This window comes from Paenalcaligenes suwonensis (assembly GCF_011290505.1).
Classification (GTDB): domain Bacteria; phylum Pseudomonadota; class Gammaproteobacteria; order Burkholderiales; family Burkholderiaceae_B; genus Paenalcaligenes; species Paenalcaligenes suwonensis.
In genome coordinates, this window is record NZ_JAANPV010000001.1 from 463,842 (window position 1) to 485,534 (window position 21,693).

General features: G+C 51.1%; 24 protein-coding genes. 7 read left to right on the top strand and 17 right to left on the bottom strand.

Annotated features, from left to right (window positions below; genetic code table 11):
• Positions 1 to 161: 161 nt before the first annotated feature.
• A complete protein-coding gene (locus GY634_RS02195) occupies positions 162 to 1,808 on the top strand; it encodes an EAL domain-containing protein (protein WP_166406926.1) in 1,647 nt (548 codons plus the stop codon).
• Between the two features lie 26 nt (positions 1,809 to 1,834).
• Here GY634_RS02195 and proB read toward each other — a convergent pair whose 3' ends face one another.
• The 9 genes from proB to thiD all read right to left on the bottom strand — a co-directional run bounded on the left by proB (position 1,835) and on the right by thiD (position 9,963).
• On the bottom strand, positions 1,835 to 2,986 hold the full coding sequence (gene proB, locus GY634_RS02200) for a glutamate 5-kinase (RefSeq protein WP_166406927.1): 1,152 nt from the start codon (positions 2,984 to 2,986) through the stop codon (positions 1,835 to 1,837).
• Between the two features lie 105 nt (positions 2,987 to 3,091).
• Entirely contained in the window at positions 3,092 to 4,225 is a 1,134-nt protein-coding gene (obgE, locus tag GY634_RS02205) for a GTPase ObgE (protein WP_166406928.1), read from the bottom strand.
• 106 nt (positions 4,226 to 4,331) lie between these two features.
• Positions 4,332 to 4,592, bottom strand: coding sequence for a 50S ribosomal protein L27 (gene rpmA / locus GY634_RS02210; protein WP_135866024.1), 261 nt, complete (start codon positions 4,590 to 4,592; stop codon positions 4,332 to 4,334).
• A gap of 45 nt (positions 4,593 to 4,637) precedes the next feature.
• Positions 4,638 to 4,949 (bottom strand): 50S ribosomal protein L21, encoded by a 312-nt coding sequence (rplU, locus tag GY634_RS02215; protein WP_166406929.1) that lies wholly within the window; start codon positions 4,947 to 4,949, stop codon positions 4,638 to 4,640.
• 151 nt (positions 4,950 to 5,100) lie between these two features.
• The gene (gene argJ / locus GY634_RS02220; RefSeq protein WP_166406930.1) at positions 5,101 to 6,327 is read right to left on the bottom strand and encodes a bifunctional glutamate N-acetyltransferase/amino-acid acetyltransferase ArgJ; all 1,227 of its coding nucleotides are present in this window, start codon (positions 6,325 to 6,327) and stop codon (positions 5,101 to 5,103) included.
• A gap of 126 nt (positions 6,328 to 6,453) precedes the next feature.
• Positions 6,454 to 6,984 (bottom strand): MarR family winged helix-turn-helix transcriptional regulator, encoded by a 531-nt coding sequence (locus tag GY634_RS02225; protein WP_166406931.1) that lies wholly within the window; start codon positions 6,982 to 6,984, stop codon positions 6,454 to 6,456.
• A gap of 208 nt (positions 6,985 to 7,192) precedes the next feature.
• The gene (hemL, locus tag GY634_RS02230) at positions 7,193 to 8,470 is read right to left on the bottom strand and encodes a glutamate-1-semialdehyde 2,1-aminomutase (protein ID WP_166406932.1); all 1,278 of its coding nucleotides are present in this window, start codon (positions 8,468 to 8,470) and stop codon (positions 7,193 to 7,195) included.
• A gap of 27 nt (positions 8,471 to 8,497) precedes the next feature.
• Entirely contained in the window at positions 8,498 to 9,160 is a 663-nt protein-coding gene (gene thiE / locus GY634_RS02235; protein WP_166406933.1) for a thiamine phosphate synthase, read from the bottom strand.
• Positions 9,157 to 9,963, bottom strand: coding sequence for a bifunctional hydroxymethylpyrimidine kinase/phosphomethylpyrimidine kinase (gene thiD / locus GY634_RS02240; RefSeq protein ID WP_166406934.1), 807 nt, complete (start codon positions 9,961 to 9,963; stop codon positions 9,157 to 9,159). Before thiD ends, thiE begins: the two co-directional genes overlap by 4 nt.
• A 128-nt stretch (positions 9,964 to 10,091) precedes the next feature.
• Between thiD and GY634_RS02245 the strand changes: the two genes are divergently transcribed.
• Genes GY634_RS02245 through GY634_RS02260 form a run of 4 tightly spaced genes read left to right on the top strand, consistent with a single transcriptional unit; the run spans position 10,092 to position 12,060 of the window.
• A complete protein-coding gene (locus GY634_RS02245) occupies positions 10,092 to 10,256 on the top strand; it encodes a rubredoxin (protein ID WP_073102607.1) in 165 nt (54 codons plus the stop codon).
• A gap of 43 nt (positions 10,257 to 10,299) precedes the next feature.
• Complete coding sequence (locus GY634_RS02250; RefSeq protein WP_166406935.1) at positions 10,300 to 10,890, top strand: YqgE/AlgH family protein; 591 nt, start codon at positions 10,300 to 10,302, stop codon at positions 10,888 to 10,890.
• Entirely contained in the window at positions 10,883 to 11,317 is a 435-nt protein-coding gene (gene ruvX, locus GY634_RS02255) for a Holliday junction resolvase RuvX (protein WP_166406936.1), read from the top strand. Before GY634_RS02250 ends, ruvX begins: the two co-directional genes overlap by 8 nt.
• On the top strand, positions 11,314 to 12,060 hold the full coding sequence (locus GY634_RS02260; RefSeq protein WP_242683579.1) for a lysophospholipid acyltransferase family protein: 747 nt from the start codon (positions 11,314 to 11,316) through the stop codon (positions 12,058 to 12,060). Before ruvX ends, GY634_RS02260 begins: the two co-directional genes overlap by 4 nt.
• A 1-nt stretch (position 12,061) precedes the next feature.
• On the opposite strand, the gene GY634_RS02265 is transcribed toward GY634_RS02260, so the two are convergent.
• The 8 genes from GY634_RS02265 to mpl form a co-directional block, all read right to left on the bottom strand.
• Positions 12,062 to 12,907 carry a symmetrical bis(5'-nucleosyl)-tetraphosphatase gene (locus GY634_RS02265; RefSeq protein ID WP_166406937.1) on the bottom strand — a complete coding sequence of 282 codons (846 nt, stop codon included), beginning with the start codon at positions 12,905 to 12,907 and terminating at the stop codon, positions 12,062 to 12,064.
• Position 12,908: 1 nt separating this feature from the next.
• Positions 12,909 to 14,075: an LPS export ABC transporter permease LptG gene (gene lptG / locus GY634_RS02270; protein WP_166406938.1), complete on the bottom strand. Its 1,167-nt coding sequence runs from the start codon at positions 14,073 to 14,075 to the stop codon at positions 12,909 to 12,911.
• Positions 14,076 to 14,140: 65 nt separating this feature from the next.
• Positions 14,141 to 14,884, bottom strand: coding sequence for a monofunctional biosynthetic peptidoglycan transglycosylase (gene mtgA, locus GY634_RS02275; protein ID WP_166406939.1), 744 nt, complete (start codon positions 14,882 to 14,884; stop codon positions 14,141 to 14,143).
• A gap of 13 nt (positions 14,885 to 14,897) precedes the next feature.
• A complete protein-coding gene (gene aroE / locus GY634_RS02280; RefSeq protein ID WP_166406940.1) occupies positions 14,898 to 15,734 on the bottom strand; it encodes a shikimate dehydrogenase in 837 nt (278 codons plus the stop codon).
• Positions 15,731 to 16,606: a TonB family protein gene (locus tag GY634_RS02285; RefSeq protein WP_166406941.1), complete on the bottom strand. Its 876-nt coding sequence runs from the start codon at positions 16,604 to 16,606 to the stop codon at positions 15,731 to 15,733. Before GY634_RS02285 ends, aroE begins: the two co-directional genes overlap by 4 nt.
• Positions 16,607 to 16,611: 5 nt before the next feature.
• Entirely contained in the window at positions 16,612 to 18,510 is a 1,899-nt protein-coding gene (locus GY634_RS02290; RefSeq protein WP_166406942.1) for a ribonuclease catalytic domain-containing protein, read from the bottom strand.
• A gap of 21 nt (positions 18,511 to 18,531) precedes the next feature.
• Positions 18,532 to 19,134, bottom strand: a complete 603-nt coding sequence (locus GY634_RS02295) for a YqiA/YcfP family alpha/beta fold hydrolase (protein WP_166406943.1) — start codon at positions 19,132 to 19,134, stop codon at positions 18,532 to 18,534.
• Positions 19,135 to 19,144: 10 nt separating this feature from the next.
• Positions 19,145 to 20,509, bottom strand: coding sequence for a UDP-N-acetylmuramate:L-alanyl-gamma-D-glutamyl-meso-diaminopimelate ligase (mpl, locus tag GY634_RS02300; RefSeq protein ID WP_166406944.1), 1,365 nt, complete (start codon positions 20,507 to 20,509; stop codon positions 19,145 to 19,147).
• Between the two features lie 92 nt (positions 20,510 to 20,601).
• Here mpl and GY634_RS02305 point away from each other — a divergent pair, with 92 nt between their 5' ends.
• Entirely contained in the window at positions 20,602 to 21,102 is a 501-nt protein-coding gene (locus GY634_RS02305) for a TlpA family protein disulfide reductase (RefSeq protein ID WP_166406945.1), read from the top strand.
• Positions 21,103 to 21,196: 94 nt separating this feature from the next.
• Entirely contained in the window at positions 21,197 to 21,631 is a 435-nt protein-coding gene (gene aroQ / locus GY634_RS02310; RefSeq protein ID WP_166406946.1) for a type II 3-dehydroquinate dehydratase, read from the top strand.
• Positions 21,632 to 21,693: the final 62 nt, after the last annotated feature.

Below are 21,693 nucleotides of genomic sequence, written 5' to 3' on the forward strand. Positions count from 1 at the left end.
GTAGCAGCATTATCGGCTGATATAAATAGTAGCGATTAAATTTAGCAACAGACAGAAAAAAACGGTAGTCTAGATTGTGGTTTATTGAGTAATGCACAGGCGTATTTGTTTCTGCTCAGATATATTTTCCATTTTTTCTTTTTCACTTTTGGGATTCCGATATGCATCGTTATAAAGCGGCGCTGATCAGGATGACCATGCTTGGCTTGGGCGCCATAGTTCCTCCTTTGCTCTTTGCCACTTTGTCATGGCAACTCAGTCTATACAACGAAGAACAGCGGTTGCGTAACGTAGATAATCTAGTGGTGATGCGCGTTGATGACACCTTACGTGCCGCCGAGGATGCGCTAAAAGCGCTGGCTTCTTATCAGGTAGAACCCTGTTCACCGGCGCATATGGAGCGTATGCGTCAAGTGGCCGTTAATTCTTCAGCAATACAAGAAGTAGCTTACACGTTGCCAGATGGCCGCAAGTGTGTCTTATGGGGACAAGATAATGTTTTCATGGGGATACAAGATGTTAATTTTGGTACAGATGGCGGGCTGGAGGTCACAGCAGGTATAGAGCTGAGTGAAGAAGGCGGTGAAAAAGTATTGTTGGTGCGTTATGGGCAATACGAGGCCATGGTGCGTGAATGGCGCTTCATGGATATGTTTTTACAGCGTCCCGCTTTTATTGCGCTAGCGACACTCAATGGCTCATTGGTGGCGGCGTCGCCATCGTTCCCGCAGGATGTACTAGCTTATGCATTCAATCCAGGCCCCCCGTGGCAGGATGGCCGGTATATTTCAGCATTAGAGCAGCATGGTAATTGGTTGGCGTTAGCCTTGGTGCCCAGACAGAGTTTCATTAGCTATTTACAAGAACACAAAGACAGCATGATGCCCACCATGCTGATGTTAGCAATGTTGAGTTTGTTGCTCACGTTGTATCTGATGTTAAAACCGCGCTCGTTGACGGCAGCCTTACGTTTGGCGTTGCGTCGACGTGAGTTAGAGGTGCATTACCAACCTATCATGCACCTAGAAAGTGGCACCTGTGTGGGAGCCGAGGCATTAATGCGCTGGAGACGTGACGATGGTGGGTGGATTAGCCCTGAAGAGTTTGTGCCAGCGGCGGAAAAAAGTGGCCAGATCATCGAGTTGACCAACTTATTGGTGGATCGCGTCGTCGTCGAGGTGGGTGATGCTCTGATTGCCGATAGGCGCTTGCACATTAGCTTGAACTTAAGCTCACACGATGTGCGTAGTGGTCGTATTTTGCCAGTGATGCGCGAAAGTTTTTTAGAGCAAGGCGTGAAGGCCGAGCAGTTGTGGCTAGAGATTACCGAGCGGGTGAGCATGGATATAGAAGCAGCCCGAGATACGCTCACTAAGGCTCGCGATGATGGTTTTGTGGTCGCCATTGATGACTTTGGTACGGGCTATTCTAGCCTGCAGTACTTGCAGACGTTACCGGTGGATGTGCTCAAAATCGATAAGGCATTTATTCGCTCTATAGGCACAGGTGCGGTATCCAGCGCAGTGGTCTTGCACATCATTAAGATGGCGAAGAGTTTAAAGCTAGTAATGGTGGCCGAGGGCGTAGAAACTCAAGAGCAAGCGGATTACTTACGTGAAAACGGGGTGGATTTCGTACAAGGGTGGTTGTACTCCAAGGCTTTAAGTTGGTCTGATTTCTTAGCGTTTTACAAAAAGCATCAACCCAAGGGCAATGATACGCCGTGGACTAAAGGCTATGACTACTATCCGCCTAAGCCTGAGCCCGAGAAGTCGGGCGGGCATTTGCTTGAGGTGACGGGGGAGTAAGAGGGTCGTATGAAGCCCTGGTTACGTTATGCGTTATCGTTTTGGCTAAATACCATGTTGTCGCGATGCATAAGCTCGGATGCCGACATGCTACCCAGAATTTCAGCGATTTTATGGCTGGGGGTGCGTAAGATGCGTCGTGTGTCTGAACTGGAATAGTTGATTAAGCCGCGACCATATTCCACGCCATGCTCGTCTACGCAAGCGACTACATCGCCACGTTCAAAGTCGCCTTCGGCATGGATCACACCAATGGGCAGCAGGCTCTTGTGGCCGTTGGTGAGGGCTTTAATCGCACCTTCGTCTAATGTAACGCGACCACGCACTCGTAGGTGGTTGGCTAGCCAGCGCTGGCGTGCTGATTTTACCGGCAGCGTAGCACGTAGTTCTGTGCCTATTAGCTCGCCTTGTGCCAGTCTATTCAAGACGTTTTCTTCGCGGCCCGAGGCAATAACTGTATGCCCGCCACTGTTGGCTGCTCGTTTAGCAGCCAGAATTTTGGTGAGCATACCGCCTGTACCTACTGAACTACCCGCACCACCGGCCATTTTTTCCAAAGCAGGGTCACCCGCTTGGGCAACAGAGATGAACTCGGCGTCGGGGTTGCTGCGTGGATCGGCGCTGTACAAGCCTTTCTGGTCGGTAAGAATGATCAGTGATTCGGCTTCAATTAAGTTGGTGACTAGGGCACCTAGCGTATCGTTATCACCCAGACGGATTTCATCGGTGACCACGGTATCGTTTTCGTTCACGATAGGCACTACACCCAGTGCCAACAGGGTGTAGAGGGTGCTGCGCGCATTTAAATAACGGTGGCGGTCGGCCAAGTCTTCGTGCGTCAGCAAAATCTGGGCAGTACGGATGCCATGCTTGGCAAAAGCAACCTCATAGGCTTGTATCAGACCCATTTGGCCCACAGCGGCAGCGGCTTGTAGCTCGTGCATGACACTAGGTCGACGAGTCCAGCCAAGGCGGGCAACGCCTTCGGCAATCGCACCACTGGAAACCAACACCACTTGTTTGCCTTGGTTGTGTAATTCGGCAATTTGGGCAGACCATTGCGCAACGGCATCGCTATCAATACCGCGACCATTGTTGGTCACCAACGAAGAGCCTACTTTAACAACCAAGCGCTTGGCTTGGGCAATAACGGAAGAGTTATCAGACGATACAGACATGGGGACGCAGCAAATAAAGAAGAAATACTACAGTCAGGACTAAACAGGAATCCTAGCGGATTCCTGTGGATTTTAGCGTTGAATGACGCGAGAGCGTCGTCTTTACTAGTCGTTAGTACCCGCAGGCGGCGGTGTATCGATGTTTTGTCGTTTTTCGTCAAACCTAGGATCAGGTTCCACAAAGGTACCGGCAGCTTTTTCATCGGCCTCTTGCTGCAAGCGACGTTGCTCGTCTAGCCAGTTTTGTATATCACGCACCAAATCTTCGGTGCCCTGACCTGTTAGCGCCGAAATACCGTAGATAGGGGCTTTCCAGTCTAAGCGTTTGATGAGCTCTTGGCGCAGGCTTTCTGGGTCATCTACCATATCCAGCTTGTTCAGTGCCAACCAGCGTGGTTTGTCACCCAGTTCTTCACTGTACAAGTTCAGCTCAGCGGTAATCACTTGGATTTGCTCTAGCGCAGCCTCTACGGGGTCTACGTCTTGGTCTAAGGTGCTGACGTCCACAATATGCAGCAACAAGCGTGTACGCGACAGGTGACGTAAGAACAGGTGGCCTAGACCAGCACCTTCGGATGCGCCTTCAATCAGACCAGGAAGGTCAGCAATCACAAAACTGTGTGCAGCCGATGTACGCACCACGCCCAGATTGGGGTGTAGCGTAGTAAAGGGGTAGTCTGCAATGCGTGGGCGTGCGTTAGATACTTTGCTGATGAAGGTGGATTTACCGGCGTTAGGCAGGCCTAGCAGACCTACGTCGGCCAGCACTTTCAGTTCTAAGCGCAGTTTGCGTTGGTGGCCCATTTCCCCTGCAGTCGCTTGGCGTGGTGCTCGGTTAATACTGCTTTTGAAGTGCAGGTTACCCAAGCCGCCTTGGCCGCCAGCCGCCAAAATAACTTCTTGACCGTGGTGATCCAGATCGAACAGCAACTCGCCTGTTTCGGCATCCATAATGGTGGTGCCTACAGGCATACGCAGGATGATGTCTGTACCTGCGGCGCCGTACTGGTCTGAACCCCTACCGTTTTCGCCGTTACGTGCACGGTGCAAGCGCGCAAAGCGGTAGTCGATCAGTGTGTTTACGTTACGGTCTGCGATAGCGTATACATTACCGCCGCGTCCGCCATCACCGCCATCAGGCCCACCTTTAGGGATGAACTTTTCGCGGCGAAAGCTTGCGACGCCATTGCCGCCGCGACCGCCTATAACCTCAATGGTTGCTTCGTCTACGAATTTCATAAAATGATTTGACCTGATGTGTAAAGTGGTGATGCAAAAAGAGATAGTGTAAAGCAAAAAGCCCTGCCGGTTAGGGGCAGGGCTTTGATACTGTCAGTAATGCAGCTTATTCAGCAGCGATTACGGAAACAGTACGTTTGTTCAGAGCACCAGAGATGCTGAACTTGACATGACCATTCACCAAGGAATACAGAGTGTGGTCTTTGCCCATACCTACGTTCACACCGGGGTGGAATTCTGTACCGCGCTGGCGAACGATGATAGAACCAGCATTGATGGCTTGGCCACCGTAGATTTTAACGCCCAGTCGTTTCGACTGTGAGTCGCGTCCATTTCGCGTAGAGCCGCCGCCTTTCTTCTGTGCCATGTTTTAAACTCCAGTTTAGCCGGAAGTTCCAAAACTGTACGCTAATTAAGCGTTAACAGCTTCGATACGAACTTCGGTGTAATTTTGACGGTGACCTTGTGTTTTGCGATAGCCCTTGCGACGGCGCATTTTGAAGATCTTGATTTTTGGGTGACGGCCTTGTGCAAGAACAGTAGCTTTAACCACGGCACCATCAACAAAAGGAGTACCCACTTTCAGGGACTCACCTTCACCAACGGACAAAACCTGGTCTAGCGAGATTTCTTGCCCAATGTCTGCCGGTATCTGTTCTATTTTCAATTTTTGGCCAGTAGTAACACGATACTGTTTACCACCGGTTTTTATAACCGCGTACATAGGGAAAATCCTAAAAATCTGGCGAAAATCGCCAAAATCATAAAAATAAAGTTATTAGCCTTTTAAGCTAAGCCTTTTATTGTAGGGGAAAAACTTAAAATCCGCAATAAAACAAGCACCTGTAGGGCAGCCAAGTAGGCTGCCCTAGGGATTAAGAGCGGTAATCAGCGTTAATAGAGACGTAGTCGTGCGAGAAATCGCAGGTGTAAACAGTCTCGTTGTGCGTGCCACGGTTTAGCGCGATACGCATCACAATTTCGGCTTCTTGCATGACGCGTTGACCGTCTTCCTCTTGGTAGCTGGCAGCGCGACCGCCTTTTTCGGCTACCAACACATCACCCAACCACAGGTTCAAGTTGCTAACGTCTAGGTCTTTAATGCCGGCGTAGCCAATGGCACACAAGATACGGCCTAAGTTAGGGTCAGAAGCGTAAAACGCCGTTTTAACCAGTGGTGACTGTGCAACAGCGTAGGCCACTTTCAGGGCTTCCGCTTCGTTAGCGGCGCCTTCAACCTGAATGGTCATGAATTTAGTAGCGCCTTCTGCATCACGCACAATTTTTTGTGCCAGTTCAGCCGCAGCGGCTGTTAGGGCTTGGTACAGCACCGCGTAGTGTGGGCTAGCTACCGAATCTACCATCACACCGTTTTGGCCTGTGGCCATGATGATGAAGGAGTCGTTGGTAGAGGTATCGCCATCAATAGTGATGCGGTTGAAAGAGCGGTTCGCAATAGAGCGTGTCATCTCTTTCAGCAACTCAGGGGCAATACCAGCGTCCGTAGCCAAGAAGCCCAGCATGGTCGCCATGTTTGGCTTGATCATGCCCGCACCTTTGCTGATACCTGTAATGGTAGTCAGGGTGTCGCCCAGCGTGATTTGGCTGGAATGAATTTTTGGTTGTGTGTCGGTAGTCATGATGCTGTGTGCAGCATCAAACCAGCGGTTTGCACCAAAACTGTCTACGGCAGCAGGCAATGCGGCTACCAGCTTTTCAACCGGCAGGGGCTCCAAAATCACGCCAGTAGAGAAAGGCAATACTTGGGATGGACGCAGGTCTAGCAATTGCGCTAATTCTTCACACGAGCGGCGAGCATTTTGCAGGCCGCTTTCGCCTGTGGCAGCGTTGGCGTTACCGGTGTTAATTACCAAGGCGCGGGTGTCGGCGTCAGAGTGCAAATGCGCTTCACTAACTTGTACGGGAGCCGCGCGAAAACGGTTGGTCGTGAACACACCTGCTACTGAACTGTTAGGAGCAAGACGAAACACGGTAAGGTCCGGACGACCTGATTTATGAATACCAGCAGCGGTAATCCCGATTTCAACGCCAGCAACAGCGTGGATATCGGATTCAGCAGGGATTTGCAGATTGACAGCCATAACACACCTGTAGGTGAGAGAGATCAAAAATAGGCTTTAATCATACCCGTTTTGGCTATGGTGGTGCAGCTACTGATAAGGGCTTTGTGCGAGTTACGAGTACGTCGTCCGAACAAAGGTAGAGCTTTAGTTTGCCATCTCGGGAATATGGCTAAAAAGACGTGCCATAGTTTTCAGTTCACCCAATTGCTCATAGAGTTTTTGGTGGCTGCTTTTAGACAGCGACGCGAATAGCGTACGCACCCATGACTCATGTGCTTGGGATATTTTTTGGTACAGCTTACGACCTTTAGGGGTGAGCTTAATTAACGAGCTGCGGCGGTCGGTGTCCAGTTTGGTGCGTTCTACCAAACCGTCTTTTTCAAGCTGATCAGCAATGCCGGTGATGTTGCCATTGGTGACCATCATGCGGCGGGAAAGATCGCTCATTTTCATGCCATCACTTTCGTGCTGTAACTGGGCCATCAAGTCAAAGCGCGGCAGTGTGGTCTGAAACTCGTTGCGCAGGCGGCTACGGATTTCGTTTTCGATAAAAGTGGTGCAGCTGAGCAGGCGTAGCCAAAGACGTATGTCCTGGTGATCGCTAGAAACCACACGGCTTTCTAGGTCAGGTGCATCAGCTAAGGTCGCAGTAAAGGGGACATCATGCATATTCATGGCGGGATTCCAGAAAGAAGCGCTATATGAATTCAAACCCAATTAAGGGCTCAGACAATGCCTACAATTCTATTGGTGGGGGGTATCTTTGCCTTGCGAATAATCAAGCTTTTAACATTCCACCGGCCACGAAAAAGCCACTGCCGCATCACACGACAGTGGCTGTAAGCACAAGAAATACGCCTTTTCTAGCGTTTTTACTTGAGCATTAAAGCTGTTTGAATACCTGCTCAGCAGCTTTTAGGGTTTGGGCAACGATGGCGTCATCGTGAGTCAATGACACAAAGCTAGCTTCGTACGCAGACGGTGCCAAGTACACGCCTGCATCCAACATACCGTGGAAGAAGCGGTTGAATTTCTGTGTATCGCTTTTGGATACTTCGGCAAACGAGGTAGGTACGCTGTCGGTAAAGTACAGACCCAACATACCGCCCACGTAATCGCTAGAAAACGCGTGGCCAGCCGCACGGGCGCGCTCTGCCAAACCTTCTGCCAGTACGCGAGTTTGTTTTTCTAACTGATCGTACACGCCAGGTTCTTGCAACAGCTTCAGCGTTACCAAACCAGCCGCGACTGCTACAGGGTTACCGGACAAGGTACCGGCTTGGTACACCGAGCCCAAGGGGGCGATGCAGTCCATGATTTCAGCTTTACCGCCAAAAGCACCTACGGGCATACCACCACCAATCACTTTTGCCAGTGTGGTCATGTCAGGGCGAATACCGGTGATGCCTTGTACACCTTTAGCGCCAGCACGGAAGCCGGTCATTACTTCGTCGAAAATCAGCACGGAGCCGTGTTCGGTACATTGCTCACGCAGCGTTTCCAAAAAGCCAGGTACAGGTTTGATCAGGTTCATGTTGCCAGCCACAGGCTCAACGATGACGCAAGCGATGTCGTCGGCGTGCTGAGCAAACGCGGCTTTTACGCCTTCAATGTCGTTGAAGTTCAAGACCAGCGTGTGCTGAATGAACTCGGCGGGCACGCCAGCGGATGTGGGGTTACCAAAGGTCAACAAGCCAGAACCAGCTTTTACCAGCAAGCTGTCAGCGTGGCCGTGGTAGCAGCCTTCAAATTTAATGATTTTGTTGCGGCCGGTGTAGCCACGAGCCAAACGGATGGCGCTCATGGTGGCTTCGGTGCCAGAGCTAACTAAACGTATTTTTTCAATGGAAGGCAGCAGTTGGCAAATGAGTTCGGCTAACTCTACTTCACCTGCTGTAGGCGCACCAAAAGACAAACCGTGTGTGGCGCTTTCTTGTACGGCTTTAATCACGTCAGGGTGAGCGTGACCCAAAATGGCCGGGCCCCATGAGCCTACGTAGTCAATGTACTGGGTGCCTTCTGCATCCCAAACCCAAGGGCCTTCTGCACGCTGAATGAAGCGTGGTGTACCACCTACCGAGCCAAATGCTCGTACTGGGGAGTTAACACCGCCAGGAATGTGGCGGCAGGCACGTTCGAACAAATCTGCATTGCTAGTCATGTGAAGGTATCCGGTAAAGAGGGCGAGTTAAACGTTTTCGGTAAAGAGATCCGTAAACGCTTGTGCTCGTTGGTAAACGTTTGGCGCCTCAAACAGGCTGCTAATAACGGCTATTGTATCGGCTCCAGCTTGAATTACGCTGGCAGCGTTTTCTACGGTAATGCCGCCAATCGCAACGACGGCGGGCCGGCCTGCGGCGGTCGCATAAGCCTGACAGTGAGCAAGCCCTTGCTGTATGTGTTCAGGCAATGCGCGCGGTGCATTGGGTTTAACCGTGGACGTAAACATGGCACCAAAAGCAATGTAGTCCACGCCCTTTTGCAGCGCTTGCAAGGCGATGTCGGGAGAATTGTAGCAGGAGGCTCCAATGAACTTAGGCGCAGGCAGAGCGGCTCTGGCCATGGTCAAAGAACCGTCGTCTTTTCCTAGATGGGCACCATCAGCGTGGTAGTGGCAGGCCAGCTCCCAATCGTCGTTAATGAGTAATGGTAACTGTAGCTGCTTACAACGTTCTAGTAAGGCCTCTAGCTGCGTAGTCGCCAATTCAGGGGTGGCTAGTTTGCGTCGCCATTGCAGCACGGTCATGCCACCACGGTGCGCATCTGACACGGCATCCAATAGCTTGTTGGTATCGTCCCATTCGGGTGTGATGCCATAAAGGCCACGCGGAAAACGTAATGTCTGGGTCATAGTGTTTGATTCAGTATGAGTTTGCCCATGCCGGCTTGGAAATGTCGCGCTGCACTGCTTTCTGTAAAGTGAATGGCTTCAGCAATAGCACGTTGTAGTGGCTTGCCTTGAGCCAGCCCAGCAGCAATGGCGACGCTAAGAGTAGAGTCAGTATCATGCAGACGGTGAGGGGTGGCTTCTAGCGGCCAGTGCTGGCGTGTGCCATCTTGGCCTAGCAGTTGATAGCGCGCAGGGTCGGAGCCTTGAGCCGGTGTTGCGCTTAAAAGCTGGTTAGCGCCTAAGTCTAAGACGGCTTGATACACATTGTCTTGCTCGGGCAGATGGCCTGAGTTCTGCAATTGTTCCAGTAAGGTACTATCTGCCACGACCAAATCGGTTTGTGGCAGTACCAGTTGAAAAATCGCATCCATGACATCATCTGTATCTATATCGTGGTCGGCCAGCATATGGTCTTGCAGCGATTGCAGTTGCAGCACCAGCGGAATAGCGGTGTAGTCTGCGGCCACTTGGGCGAGTACGCTGGCGGCTTCAGCACTATAAAGCGGACCGGCTTTGATGGCGCTGATTGGCATGTCCTCTAGCAAGCAGCGCATTTGATCGTACAGGTGTTCAGGTGGCACCAGTTGCAGTTGTTCGCAGGATATGGTGTCTTGTACGTGCAAGCTGGTTACTACGCTTACGGCGTGACAGCCCAGTCGAGCACAGCTGATGCTATCCGCCATAAGGTGGGCAGCGCCAGTAGGATCTAGAGGGCCAAACAACAACACCAAAGGTGGTGAGGAAGGCGGTAAATCAGTAGCCATGATGTGAAAAATCAATGAAACTTGAGCAAAGTACGCCAGATCGGCGCAGGGTTTAGTATTATGAAGCCCATTTTAATGGATTGCCTGCTTGCAGGGGGTCCAGAGTTTTTGATAAGAGAATTTGAGTTATGCGTACCTGGATGTGTTTGATTTGTGGCTGGATCTATGATGAAGAAGCAGGCTTGCCTGAAGAAGGTATTGCGCCTGGTACTCTATGGGAGGATGTGCCGCCAAACTGGGTTTGTCCAGAGTGTGGTGCACGCAAAGAAGATTTTGAGCTGATTGAAGTCTAATTTCAGTCGTGACGCTACGACATTTAGTATTGGGGGGTTCAACATGAGTGCCGTGGAGCAACAGGTGGAAACGCCTGAGCGTATTGATCTCTCCAAACAATTGCTGGTGGCGATGCCTGGAATGGTCACTGGAAGCTTAGCCGGGACGGTGATTTATGTCTGTGAGCATAATGAAAACGGTGCGCTAGGGGTAGTGATCAATAGGCCTACTGATATGACTATTGGCGATCTGCTGCAACGTATAGAGCTAGAACTCACGTTAGACCTCGAAGAACAGCAACGTGCTGTGTTTTTTGGTGGTCCTGTACAAACAGACCGTGGTTTTGTGTTGCATGCACCAGCAGGTAGTTATAGCTCTAGCATTGCTTTGGGCGAGATGGCGTTGACAACGTCACGTGATGTATTGCAAGACGTAGCGGGTGGTAAAGGGCCAGAGCAAGTGTTGATTGCGTTGGGCTATGCCGGATGGGGTGCAGGGCAACTTGAGGACGAAATGTCCCAAAATGCATGGCTGAACGTAGAGGCGGATGCCAAAATCCTCTTTGAGCTACCAGCCACCGAGCGTTATCATGCGGCACTGGCTCAGTTGGGCATTGATCCAGCTATGTTGAGTATGGCTGCTGGTCATGCCTGAGTTAACCGTACTGGCTTTTGACTATGGCCTAAAAAAGATTGGCGTGGCGCTGGGCAATACGTTGACCTGGCATGCCCGCCCATTAACGATTTTGCGGCCTGTAACGAAGATTCAACGTTTTGCTGCCATTGAGGCATTGCTTAAAGAATGGCAGCCAGACCAGTTGGTGGTGGGGCTGCCACTTACGATGACGGGCGAAGAGCAATACGCTTCGTTGCGTTGTAGACGTTTTGCTAACCAGTTGCAAGGGCGATACGGGCTACCGGTAGTATTGGTAGACGAACGAGGGTCCAGCATGGAGGCTCAGCAAATACTGGGCAACCATGACGATGATGATGCGGTGGCCGCAGCTGTGATTTTGCAGCGCTGGTTGGATGCTGCCCAAGCGGGGCAGTCTGTTTCTACACAAGCAGGAATTGAATCTTGAGTGTATTGCGATTTGCTTGGCGCTCTGTCGGGCTACTGTTTTGGTTGTTAGGTGGGCTCTTGTCCACACTCTTACTTTTTCCCATTATTGGCTTTTCACGCCGCTTGTGGATGATCCAGAACTGGTCCAAAGGGCTGCTGGCTATCTGCGGGGTTAAAGTAGTGGTACAGGGCAAGCCTGTGCTGGATGGTTCGGTATTGTGGGTATCCAATCACTGTTCTTGGCTAGATATTTTCGTGTTGGATAAGGTGCGCGCCACGTGTTTCGTCGCTAAAAGCGAAATTCGTAAATGGCCTGTCATAGGCTGGCTGGTATCGGGGGCGGGCACGGTATATATAGACCGTACTCATCGGCACGCCATTAAAGGCGTAAGCGAACAAATGAATCAACGCTTTGTTCGTTCTGAGGCCGTGGGTTTGTTTCCAGAAGGCACGACATCCGCAGGTGATGAAGTTAAACCTTTTCATGCCAGCTTGTTTGAGGCAGCAATACGCGTCAACGTAGACATACAGCCCGTTGCCTTACGTTATTACCAACACGGTGAACGTAGCGCTCGCTTTGCTTTTACCGGTGACCAAAGCTTGATGGCCAATATCTGGATCTTACTGGGGTCACGCGGCGCAATGGTGGAGTGCGAGTTTTTGACGGTGCTACCAGCAGCGTACTGCGCCGAAGTAGGTAGGGCAGTAGTAGCCACAGAAACTTGGCAGCAAGTACATGCAGCCGTAGTAGAAAAAGCCTAACTTAAAAGGCCAGTGGGTTTAGCGCCTGAGTTTCTTGGTGCGCTACCTGCACTACTTTTCTATCCGGTAAGCGTATGGCGGTTAACGACTGACCCCATACGCAGCCCGTATCTAAGCACACGGCATCAGGCCGTTGCATTAAGCCCAGCGTAGACCAATGCCCAAAAATAACGGGTACTTTCAGCGCTCTATTGGGTAAATCAAACCACGCGGTATGGCCTTCCTGTAGATCAGGCGGGCCTTTGTGTTTGGTGTTTAATCTACCGTCTGGATAGCAGGTGCGCATACGGGTCAAAATATTAATGATCAACCGTAGGCGGTCTTGTCCTTGCAGGGAATCACTCCATACATCGGGGTGGTTACCAAATAGCCCATCTAGCAGGTGTTTCCAATTTGGTGCTTGCAGACATTGCTCTACTTCATGAGCATGAGCCAAAGTTTGTGCCAAGGTCCAGCTAGGGGCAACACCTGCATGCACGATTAGGTGGTCATGCACCTGTAAAGCTAAGGGGCAATGACGTAACCAGTCTACGAGTTGCTCGGCATCAGGGGCATCCAGAATCTCTTGGGCGGTGTCTGATTTACCTACCTTGCGTATACCTGCTGCAACCCCTAGCAAATGTATATCGTGATTGCCTAATAACGTGATGGCGTTGTCACCCATGGACTGGGCAAGCCGTATGCACTCTACCGATTGCGGGCCACGATTAATCAAATCGCCTGCAAAGCAGAATAGGGCATCGTGGTCAGCCTGTATGGTGGGGTGGGCAAGTAGAGCTTCAAGACTTTGATAGCAGCCTTGCACATCACCAATTACCCATACAGGTTTAGACGTTTCAATAATCATGTCAGTCAGCGGTAGCCAGCAAGGTACGACGACGTGTGAAACGGTTGCGGTTTTCCATGATCAGCAAAGCGATAAGCGCAATCGCCAGTGCAATGATGTTGGGCCCCAAAGCCGTTACCCACGGTGCCCATTTACTCAGGGTACCGATATTTAAGGCCATTTGGTTGGCCATGAAAAAGCCCACACCAATCAAGATGCCTGCAAACACTTTAGTACCTACGCCACCGCGTCGGGTTTGCATGAAACTGACGGGCGCAGCAATAGTCATCATGACCAGTAACGTGAAGGGGTAGGCAATTTTGCGCCACAAGGCCACCATTTGCCTATCGGTTTGCAGCTCGTTGGCCTTCAAATACGCAATGTATTCGATGAGGTCACTGGCTGACATCATTTCTGGTGTCAGAATACGGGCAATTAATCTATCGGCGGTGAGAGCTGTGCGCACCTCTAAGGTGGGCTCGGTGCTCATGGTGCTTAATGGTTTTTCAGGTGCTGTTTCGGCGTGTAAGGCTTGGGATGCTGTGGGGTCTATAGTAATAATGGTCGCGTTATCTAAGCGCAAACCATTGCTATGGAATTGGCCGGAGGGTGCCTGAGTTAAGGTGTCCAAGGCTTGCTCGGGCAGCATTTCCAAAACAGTAATGTCACTGACTTGTCCGCTGGCTTGAATCTGGCGAATATTGATAATGCGCGAGCCGCCGTCTGCGGTGTTTTCTTTAAACCAATAACCGCTACTTAAACGGCCACCACCGGATCTCCCCAATAACTGTAGTTGGGCTTCGCTGGCTTTAATTTGCACAGCAGGGGTAATGTATTCAGACAGTAGAAAAGCACCCACCATCAGCGGTATGGTGACTACCCACAACATACCCAACATACCCAAACCGCTGACGCCGGATACGCGCAAAATGACCAGCTCGTTACGCTGCGCCAAACTGGCCAGTGCCAGCACGGCACCAATGAGCAGCCCGATGGGGAGCAGTTCATATAAACGGGTGGGGAGTTGCAAGCTTTCCAGATAAAACAGGTTCAGCAAGGTGAAGTTTTTGTTGACCTTGTCTAGTTCGTCTATCAGGGCAAAAAAAGTGAAGAGTCCCAGTAGGGCAAGAAGCACTACAGCACAGGATCGGTAGATTTCAGAGGCCAAATAGCGGCGGGCAGTGCGCATTGCGGGGACTTACTAAAGGTCAAAATGCTAAAGGATAAAGCTTAACAAAATTGCTGCTGAGCTGCTTAAGGAATCTGCACCAAACGCATGCGTTGCTGAATGGTGTTGGTGCGGCTATTGAGATAGCGCGTATTACGATGGGTGTCGTAATACGTGGGATTGGGTAGCATGGCTGCTAAATTGGCCGCTTGTCGTGCGGTAAGCTGGTTAGCGCCTACACGGAAATAGTGCCTAGAGGCCGCTTCAGCACCAAAAGTAGCCGTGCCCCATTGTGCGATATTCAGGTAAATTTCTAGAATACGCTCTTTGCTCATAACGGTTTCTATCATGTAGCTCAACACCAATTCTTGGCCTTTACGCCAATAACTACGCGAATTCGATAAAAACAGGTTTTTGGCCACTTGCTGCGTAATGGTAGAGCCGCCTCGGCGTAATCCAGACCCTTTTTCTGCTTGGGCGCGGTTGTATTCCAGCGCACGCCGTATCGCTGCCCATTCTATGCCTTCGTGATTGGTGAAGTTAGAGTCTTCAGAAGCAATGACCGCGCGTTTTAGATTGTTGCTGATGTCCGCATAAGCTACCCATTGGTGCGTGATGCTAGCGGTTGGATCATCGCGGCGTAATTCTTGTATGGTTTGCTGCATCACGGCGCTAGCCGTGGGGTTTTGCACGCTATACCAGCACACCATCAGGAATAAGTACACCTGATAGAGCAACAGCAATGCAATAGGTATCAACACGATAAGGCTGATGACCTTAAGCTTGCTGATGCTGCGCTTGGTGGGCAGAGGAAGGGTGTCGTCTAGCATGACAAAAGAGGGCTTATAGCGCGTGGCGTAGTTGATCCAGTACGTCTTCGGTACGCGGTAGCATACCATGCCAGATTTCAAAGCTAACAGCCGCTTGTCCTACCAGCATACCTAAGCCGTCGGCTTGAACCGAAGCGCCTTGTTGTGCGGCGTCGAGCATAAAGGCAGTAGGTTGTTTGCCATACATCATGTCGTAGGCCAGAGATTGCGGTGTAAAGCCTAAGGTGGGTAGGGCAATGCGTTCCGCGCCTAGGCTTGCGGAGGTAGCGTTGATCACAATATCCCAGTTGCCTGTGGCGCTATCTAATGAACCAGCGCTCAGTTGTGTACGGTATTCTGGGCAGTGTTGAAGAAACTCGGTTACCAAGTCTTCGGCACGGCTAGCAGTACGGTTCACTACATGCAGACTGTGGCAGCCGGCCTGCAGTAGCGGTAGTAAGCAGCCTCGTGCCGCGCCGCCAGCGCCTACCATCAAAATGCGTTTACCTTCTGGTGCAAAACCTAAGCGCATTATATCGTTGACCAGTCCTAGGCCATCGCTATTGCAGCCGTGTAAGCCATCCTCTTCCATCCATAAGGTATTGACGGCACCCGCGATGCGTGCGCGTAGCGATAATCTGGACTCGCACAGGGCAAAGGCTTCTTCTTTGAAGGGGACGGTGATGTTCAAGCCTTTACCGCCAGCCGCAAAAAAATCAGAAATCGTCGCAGCAAAGCCATCTTTTGGCGCTAGCAGGCGCTCATAAACCAGTGCTATGCCACATTGCTCGGCAAAGGCATGGTGAATAAAAGGGGAGCGGCTGTGGGCAATAGGGTTGCCTACCACGGCATAGCGGGTGGTGATGGTCATGGTTGAGTAGTCAGTAAATGCTGCGAAAAATGCCACGTACGGGTAATAGCTAGCCCATCGGTTTCGTCGCTGAGTTCAGGTGGAAACGGTGGGAAAGGAGCAGCTAAGCGCACAATACGTTGAGCAGCCAGAGTAAACAAGGGATTAGGGTCAGGGCGGTTGATGGTGATGCGCTCTACGCTGCCATCTTTGCGCACGAATACGGTAAGTTGTACCGAACCAGATAAACGTCCGCGCGCCTCATCGGGGTAATGTTCAGCCCCTAAGGTTTCGATAGTTTGACGCCAGTTCTCTAGGTAGGCAGCTTGGGCCGATTGGCGCGCAGAAGGCGCGTCGTATTGATAACGCGGCTTACTGTTGTAGCGTTCTACTTCCGCACGTAATACCTGCAACTGAGCGGAGAGGGCTTGTAACTGTTGGTCTTGATCGGCGCTATCAGAACGGGCACCTTCACCAGTAAAGTCTTGTGCTTGTCTTGCTTGTGCGACTTCCCACTCAGCTTCTAGAGCACTAAGCAACTGGTGCTGTTCTTGTTCTAGCTGTTGTTGGCGACGTTTAAAAGCCTGAAGCACCAGCTCATTGGGAGTGGGCATGGCGTGAGATTCTGAGGGGGCCGAAGCGTGTACAGGGTTATCGCTTTGACCACCCCCTTCAGCTTGCCATTGCGCCAACAACTGTGCGTGTAAGGGGGCAGACTCAGTGCTGAAGTTCACCAGTGCTACATCTAGCTCTGAAGGTAGTATAGGGGTAGGGGCGGGGGTGCGTTGCCACCACCAAATGAGCCCTAGGTGTAAGAGCACCGAAGCCAGAACTGCCCACCATAAAAAGTCTCGGTAGGGCTGTGCCGCAGTAGAGAGAGGCAGGCGGCTCATGGCTGTTAGGCAGCAGCAGGGGGATCCAGCACTTCCAGAAGGCGGCAGGATACCTCTAGCTGTAGCTCATCAATTTGGCAGATTTCTAGACGCAGTTGTTGACCACGCTCTAGGCTGCCTAAGCCGCCTACGCGTGTGGTCAGCGGGCAATTGTTGAAGCGTACCAAGTCTTCTTTAATAAAGGTGGCTTCTACCTGATGAATGTCTTGTTGCTGTAACCAACGCAATACCCAGTAGCGTTCGATGGTGTACTGGAAGTCGCTCCACGTGGTGTACTGCGAATCAAATGCCCCAATAATGGCGTATAGGTCGGCATCTTTGGGTTTGAAAGGGGCGACCAAGCGAGCCGATACACCGTGCTGGGCGGCGGCCAGGATTTGCCATTGGTTGACCAAGTCTACATAACGGCGCAGTGGCGATGTAGACCAGATATATTGCGGTACACCAATGCTCTCGTGTGGTGCAGCATGGGTAGACATGCGGGTGCGCATAGCCTGCTGTGAGCGGTAAATGCCAGGCAAGCCCAGTTGCACCAGCAAGCCACCCCATAAGCTGTTCGCCATAATCATGTATTCGGCGGTCAGCAAGCCCAAAGGCGCATTGCGCACACGTGGGATCAGGTTAATCGTGCTATCGGGGTCATCGGGTGGGCCTTGTAGATCAAAGGTGTATTCCACACGGTTGTTGTTCTCGGGTTTGCCGCGCACTTCGTCACGTTTGGCGGATAAACGGCGCGAAAACTGCCACAGGGGGCGTAGCCACTCTGCATAAGGCAAGTCTATGGTGTCGTTTTCTAGCGCTTCCAGTGTGACGTGTGGGTCTAAATCACTTTGTACTAGGTTTTCTTGTACAACGATTTTTTCCAGTTTGGTTTCTGTGCTGAAAATTTCGCCTGTGCTGAGGCTACCCTCTACATAGAGAGAGAGCGTTGGGCGCTCTGCACCCGCTTGTAGCGAGAAGTGCTCTACAAACTCATGTGGCAACATGGGGATTTTTTGCCCCGGCATGTATACCGTAGACATACGTTTGCGAGCAATTTGGTCAAACTCGTTATCACGCAAAATAGCCAAGCCTGGGGTGGCAATGTGCACCCCGATACGCACACGGTCGTCATCCAGCTTAGTCACAGACAGAGCATCGTCAATTTCTATAGTGCCTGCATCGTCTACTGAGTAGGCTTTTGCATCAGTAAGAGGCAAGCCATCTAAGAAGTCGCCCAGTTCCACGGGGGGGAGCTCAATACCGCGCGGGAAGTGCTGCGAGAAGAATCGGTAGCGATGCAGCGCTAAGGCACTGGGCCACGCATCCAGTTTCAGCAAGAGTTTTTCAGCACTTAACCCCGATTGCGTCACGGCCGCATCAAAGGCTTTCCATTCTTGGGTGTTTTTATCTGGGCTGATCAGCAACGAACCGGCTACGGCGGCAATCTCTGGGGGTAGCTCGCCATTTAACATGGCGTCAGTCCATGCTTTTTGCTGAATTTCTTGTAGGCGTTTGCGTTCTATAGCGGCTAATGCTGCTTCTAGAATTTCAGGCGGAGCGGGGCGGTATAAGCCTCGGCCTTTACGGTGAAAATACGCAGGGGCACTATGTAACGCGAAAATCAGTGCGGTTTTTTCAATGGCATTGGGGGTGTGGCCAAAGTAGTCAGCAGCAAACTCAGTGGCCTGAAACTCTTCTTGGGGAGCGCATTCCCACAAAAATTTAATATCCAACGTTTGAGACAGCGTTTCTGCCTGCTCAAGCAGTGTAGTGGGGTCGGGTTGTTCAAATTCGAAAAACACCGTGTTTTTCTTGATTTTGCTGCGTTTCCCACTGGCAGACTCTACTTGCAGGGTACTGTCTGCGTCGGAAAAGATTTTTTCAGCTTTGAACTTACCGCTGTCTTCAAAAAGGACGTACATAAATCGGGTGTAACTTGGAAACTAGGGATGGGTAGTAGTGCGGAGATTTTCTAGAATAAAAGCGAGCACATCGTCTTCGTATTCAGAGAAGTCAGAAATTCCGTGATCACTACCTTGTATGATTTTGCCTTGGCTACCCGCATAGTGTTCGGCCATTTCTTGCCAGTTCAACACTTCATCACCGGTGCACGCTAATAAGTAATAGCGTTGCGGATCATGTGGAGGGGTTTGGGCCAATGCTTCCAACTCAGAAACGTATTGCTCTAAAAAATGGAAAGGCTCGTCACTATGAAATAGGGTGTGCGATCCCACGTGTTTGCGTAGGTCGCGTGCCGCATGCACGACTGGGTTTAGTAACACAGCCGGTGCGTGATAATGTTCAGCCAGGTGAGCAGCATAGTACCCGCCCAATGATGAACCTACTATGACTAGTGGTTGTTCGGGGTGGGTGGACTGATGCTGTTCAACCAGTTGGTGACACAGGGCGATAGTGTCTGCGGGGCTGGCGGGTAATTGTGGGCATACCCACGATTGTTCCAGCCCGAGGTTCCGTAGTCGTTCTGCCAAACGTTGTGCTTTAAACGAGGCAGGGGAAGAACGAAAGCCGTGCAGATAGAGAATCATGATGTGTACTTTAGGCTGTAGCGGACAGAGCATCCAGCAATTTTTGGTGTATGCCACCAAAGCCGCCGTTACTCATGACCACAATATGGTCGCCAGGTTGTGCTTGAGCAGCGATGGCGCTGATCATGCTAGTTAAATCATGCCACACCGAGGCTTTTTCACCCAGTGGGGACAGTACGGACGCAGCATCCCAACCCAGCATGTGTTTGCCTTGGGCTTCACCATAGCAGAAGCTAAGGTCGGCTTCTTGTAGGGCGGTAGGTAATCTAGCCGCCATAGCACCCAGTTTCATGGTGTTGGAGCGCGGTTCTAATACAGCCAGAATACGGGCATTACCTACTTTGGCGCGTACGCCTTCTAAGGTGAGAGCAATGGCTGTAGGGTGGTGAGCGAAATCGTCGTAGACCTTGATGCGGTTTACTTCGCCACGCAGTTCCATACGGCGCTTTACGCCTTTGAAGTTAGAGAGTGCGTCGCAGGCTGCTGCAGCCGACACACCAGCACTTTGTGCTGCGGCAATAGCAGCCAAGGCGTTTTGTATGTTGTACGAGCCTGTGAGTTCCCACTGAATGCGGCCACATAGCTCTTGTTGATGGTACACCAGCAGTTCGTTACCTTCTTGTACGGCATGCCATTCACCGCCATCGCCAAAGCGGGTCACGGGAGTCCAACATCCACGTTGCAACACATGATCTATATTAGAGTCTTGTGCGGGGGCGATAATCAGCCCTTCTGCGGGGATGGTGCGTACTAAGTGGTGGAATTGCGTTTCTATCGCCGCCAGATCAGGGAATATATCGGCGTGATCGTATTCCAAGTTATTCAAAATAGCGGTGCGTGGTCGGTAGTGTACAAACTTAGAGCGCTTATCAAAGAACGCCGTGTCGTACTCATCGGCTTCGATGACGAAATAACGTTGTTCGGGTTGATAGCGTGCAGATAAGCCCAGATCAGGGGCTACGCCGCCAATCAGAAAATTAGGTTGCAGGCCGGCATGCTCAAGAATCCACGCCAACATAGAGCTGGTTGTGGTTTTGCCATGTGTGCCTGCAACAGCCAGCACGTGCTGGTTGCGTAGTATATGTTCGCCTAGCCATTGGGGGCCTGATATATAGGGCAGCCCTTGGTTGAGGATGGCCTCCATCAGCGGGTTGCCGCGTGACACTACGTTACCAACTATATATAGATCAGGGTTAAGTTGTGTCTGGCTAGCATCAAAACCTTCAATTAGGTTGATGCCTTGTTCTTCCAGCTGGGTACTCATGGGGGGGTAAACGCCTGCATCACAACCTGTAACGGTCATGCCAGCAGAACGTGCGATTAGGGCCAAACCGCCCATGAATGTGCCGCAGATGCCTAAAATATGTACGTGCATGGGAAACCTCCGGCGTTCATTGTAGTCAGTTATGTATTAGCTTGGGTAGAGTGTGTACAGTAGTATTTAGGCAGTTCAAATTGAGCAGAAATATGGATAGACGCAATTTTATGAAAGGCTGCGCTGCAGCGGGACTGTTTGGGACAGGTATACCCTCAGTCTGGGCGGCTGATGCCACAGTTGGGGATTTCTACCAACAGTCTTTCTCTACCCTAGAGGGTGAGAGCCGGAGCATGGCAGACTACTTGGGTAAACCGCTGCTGGTGAACTTCTGGGCGACATGGTGCCCGCCTTGCGTAAAAGAAATGCCAGACCTTGATGCGCTCAGCCAAGAATTCCCAGATGTGCGTTTTCTGGGCGTTGCTGTCGATACCGTGGGAAATGTGAACAAGTTCTTGCTGAAAACGCCAGTGAGCTATGACATTCTGGTGGCTGGTCATCGCGGCATACAGATCATGCGTGATTTAGGTAACCGACAAGGTGGTTTACCGTACACAATGCTGTTTGATAGCGAAGGTACGGAGCAACATCGTGTGTTGGGGCAAATTGCGAAGGCCTCGTTAGCGATAGAATTGGCAAGCCTTGCTGGGTAGGCGTAGAATTGTGTGGATGCTATGATGCGGTATTTATAGACATTTAGCGCATTTTGGCGTAAAAAGTCGAACTGTCTCCACGAAAAGATAAAGCATGGCGCAAAACATTCTGGTTCTGCATGGGCCCAATTTGAATCTGCTCGGTATGCGTGAGCCCGATATTTATGGGCGGCAAACACTAGCGGATATCAACTCACATCTGACGGATGTGGCCACTGGTATGGGTGCTCAATGTCATGTTTTCCAAAGCAATCACGAAGGTGTTCTGGTAGACCGCATTCAAGCGGCTGCTGGGGAACATATTGATTACATCATCATTAATGCTGGCGCCTACACACACACCAGTGTGGCGATTCGTGATGCTTTGGCTGCAGTATCTATTCCTTTCGTGGAGGTTCATCTTTCAAACGTATATCAGCGGGAAGCTTTTCGCCATCATTCGTATCTGTCTGCGATGGCTAAAGGTGTTATTGTGGGGCTGGGTGCATATGGCTACGAAGCAGCATTGCGCTTTGCCTTGGCACAGTAAATTTCGCTAATGGATATGTCCGATTTGACCAATTTTTTCCGCACCGTATCAGCTTTGGCCTG

Bases quoted from the DNA above. Each gene is read 5' to 3' on its own strand.
- rplU (WP_166406929.1), bottom strand. From the start codon at position 4,949: ATGTACGCGGTTATAAAAACCGGTGGTAAACAGTATCGTGTTACTACT.
- GY634_RS02265 (WP_166406937.1), bottom strand. From the start codon at position 12,907: ATGATTATTGAAACGTCTAAACCTGTATGGGTAATTGGTGATGTGCAA.
- lptG (WP_166406938.1), bottom strand. From the start codon at position 14,075: ATGCGCACTGCCCGCCGCTATTTGGCCTCTGAAATCTACCGATCCTGT.
- ruvX (WP_166406936.1), top strand. From the start codon at position 10,883: ATGCCTGAGTTAACCGTACTGGCTTTTGACTATGGCCTAAAAAAGATT.
- rpmA (WP_135866024.1), bottom strand. From the start codon at position 4,592: ATGGCACAGAAGAAAGGCGGCGGCTCTACGCGAAATGGACGCGACTCA.
- argJ (WP_166406930.1), bottom strand. From the start codon at position 6,327: ATGGCTGTCAATCTGCAAATCCCTGCTGAATCCGATATCCACGCTGTT.
- GY634_RS02295 (WP_166406943.1), bottom strand. From the start codon at position 19,134: ATGATTCTCTATCTGCACGGCTTTCGTTCTTCCCCTGCCTCGTTTAAA.
- mpl (WP_166406944.1), bottom strand. From the start codon at position 20,509: ATGCACGTACATATTTTAGGCATCTGCGGCACATTCATGGGCGGTTTG.
- GY634_RS02245 (WP_073102607.1), top strand. From the start codon at position 10,092: ATGCGTACCTGGATGTGTTTGATTTGTGGCTGGATCTATGATGAAGAA.
- GY634_RS02195 (WP_166406926.1), top strand. From the start codon at position 162: ATGCATCGTTATAAAGCGGCGCTGATCAGGATGACCATGCTTGGCTTG.
- aroQ (WP_166406946.1), top strand. From the start codon at position 21,197: ATGGCGCAAAACATTCTGGTTCTGCATGGGCCCAATTTGAATCTGCTC.
- thiE (WP_166406933.1), bottom strand. From the start codon at position 9,160: ATGACCCAGACATTACGTTTTCCGCGTGGCCTTTATGGCATCACACCC.
- GY634_RS02225 (WP_166406931.1), bottom strand. From the start codon at position 6,984: ATGAATATGCATGATGTCCCCTTTACTGCGACCTTAGCTGATGCACCT.
- proB (WP_166406927.1), bottom strand. From the start codon at position 2,986: ATGTCTGTATCGTCTGATAACTCTTCCGTTATTGCCCAAGCCAAGCGC.
- GY634_RS02250 (WP_166406935.1), top strand. From the start codon at position 10,300: ATGAGTGCCGTGGAGCAACAGGTGGAAACGCCTGAGCGTATTGATCTC.
- mtgA (WP_166406939.1), bottom strand. From the start codon at position 14,884: ATGCTAGACGACACCCTTCCTCTGCCCACCAAGCGCAGCATCAGCAAG.
- thiD (WP_166406934.1), bottom strand. From the start codon at position 9,963: ATGGCTACTGATTTACCGCCTTCCTCACCACCTTTGGTGTTGTTGTTT.
- GY634_RS02285 (WP_166406941.1), bottom strand. From the start codon at position 16,606: ATGAGCCGCCTGCCTCTCTCTACTGCGGCACAGCCCTACCGAGACTTT.
- GY634_RS02305 (WP_166406945.1), top strand. From the start codon at position 20,602: ATGGATAGACGCAATTTTATGAAAGGCTGCGCTGCAGCGGGACTGTTT.
- hemL (WP_166406932.1), bottom strand. From the start codon at position 8,470: ATGACTAGCAATGCAGATTTGTTCGAACGTGCCTGCCGCCACATTCCT.
- aroE (WP_166406940.1), bottom strand. From the start codon at position 15,734: ATGACCATCACCACCCGCTATGCCGTGGTAGGCAACCCTATTGCCCAC.
- obgE (WP_166406928.1), bottom strand. From the start codon at position 4,225: ATGAAATTCGTAGACGAAGCAACCATTGAGGTTATAGGCGGTCGCGGC.
- GY634_RS02290 (WP_166406942.1), bottom strand. From the start codon at position 18,510: ATGTACGTCCTTTTTGAAGACAGCGGTAAGTTCAAAGCTGAAAAAATC.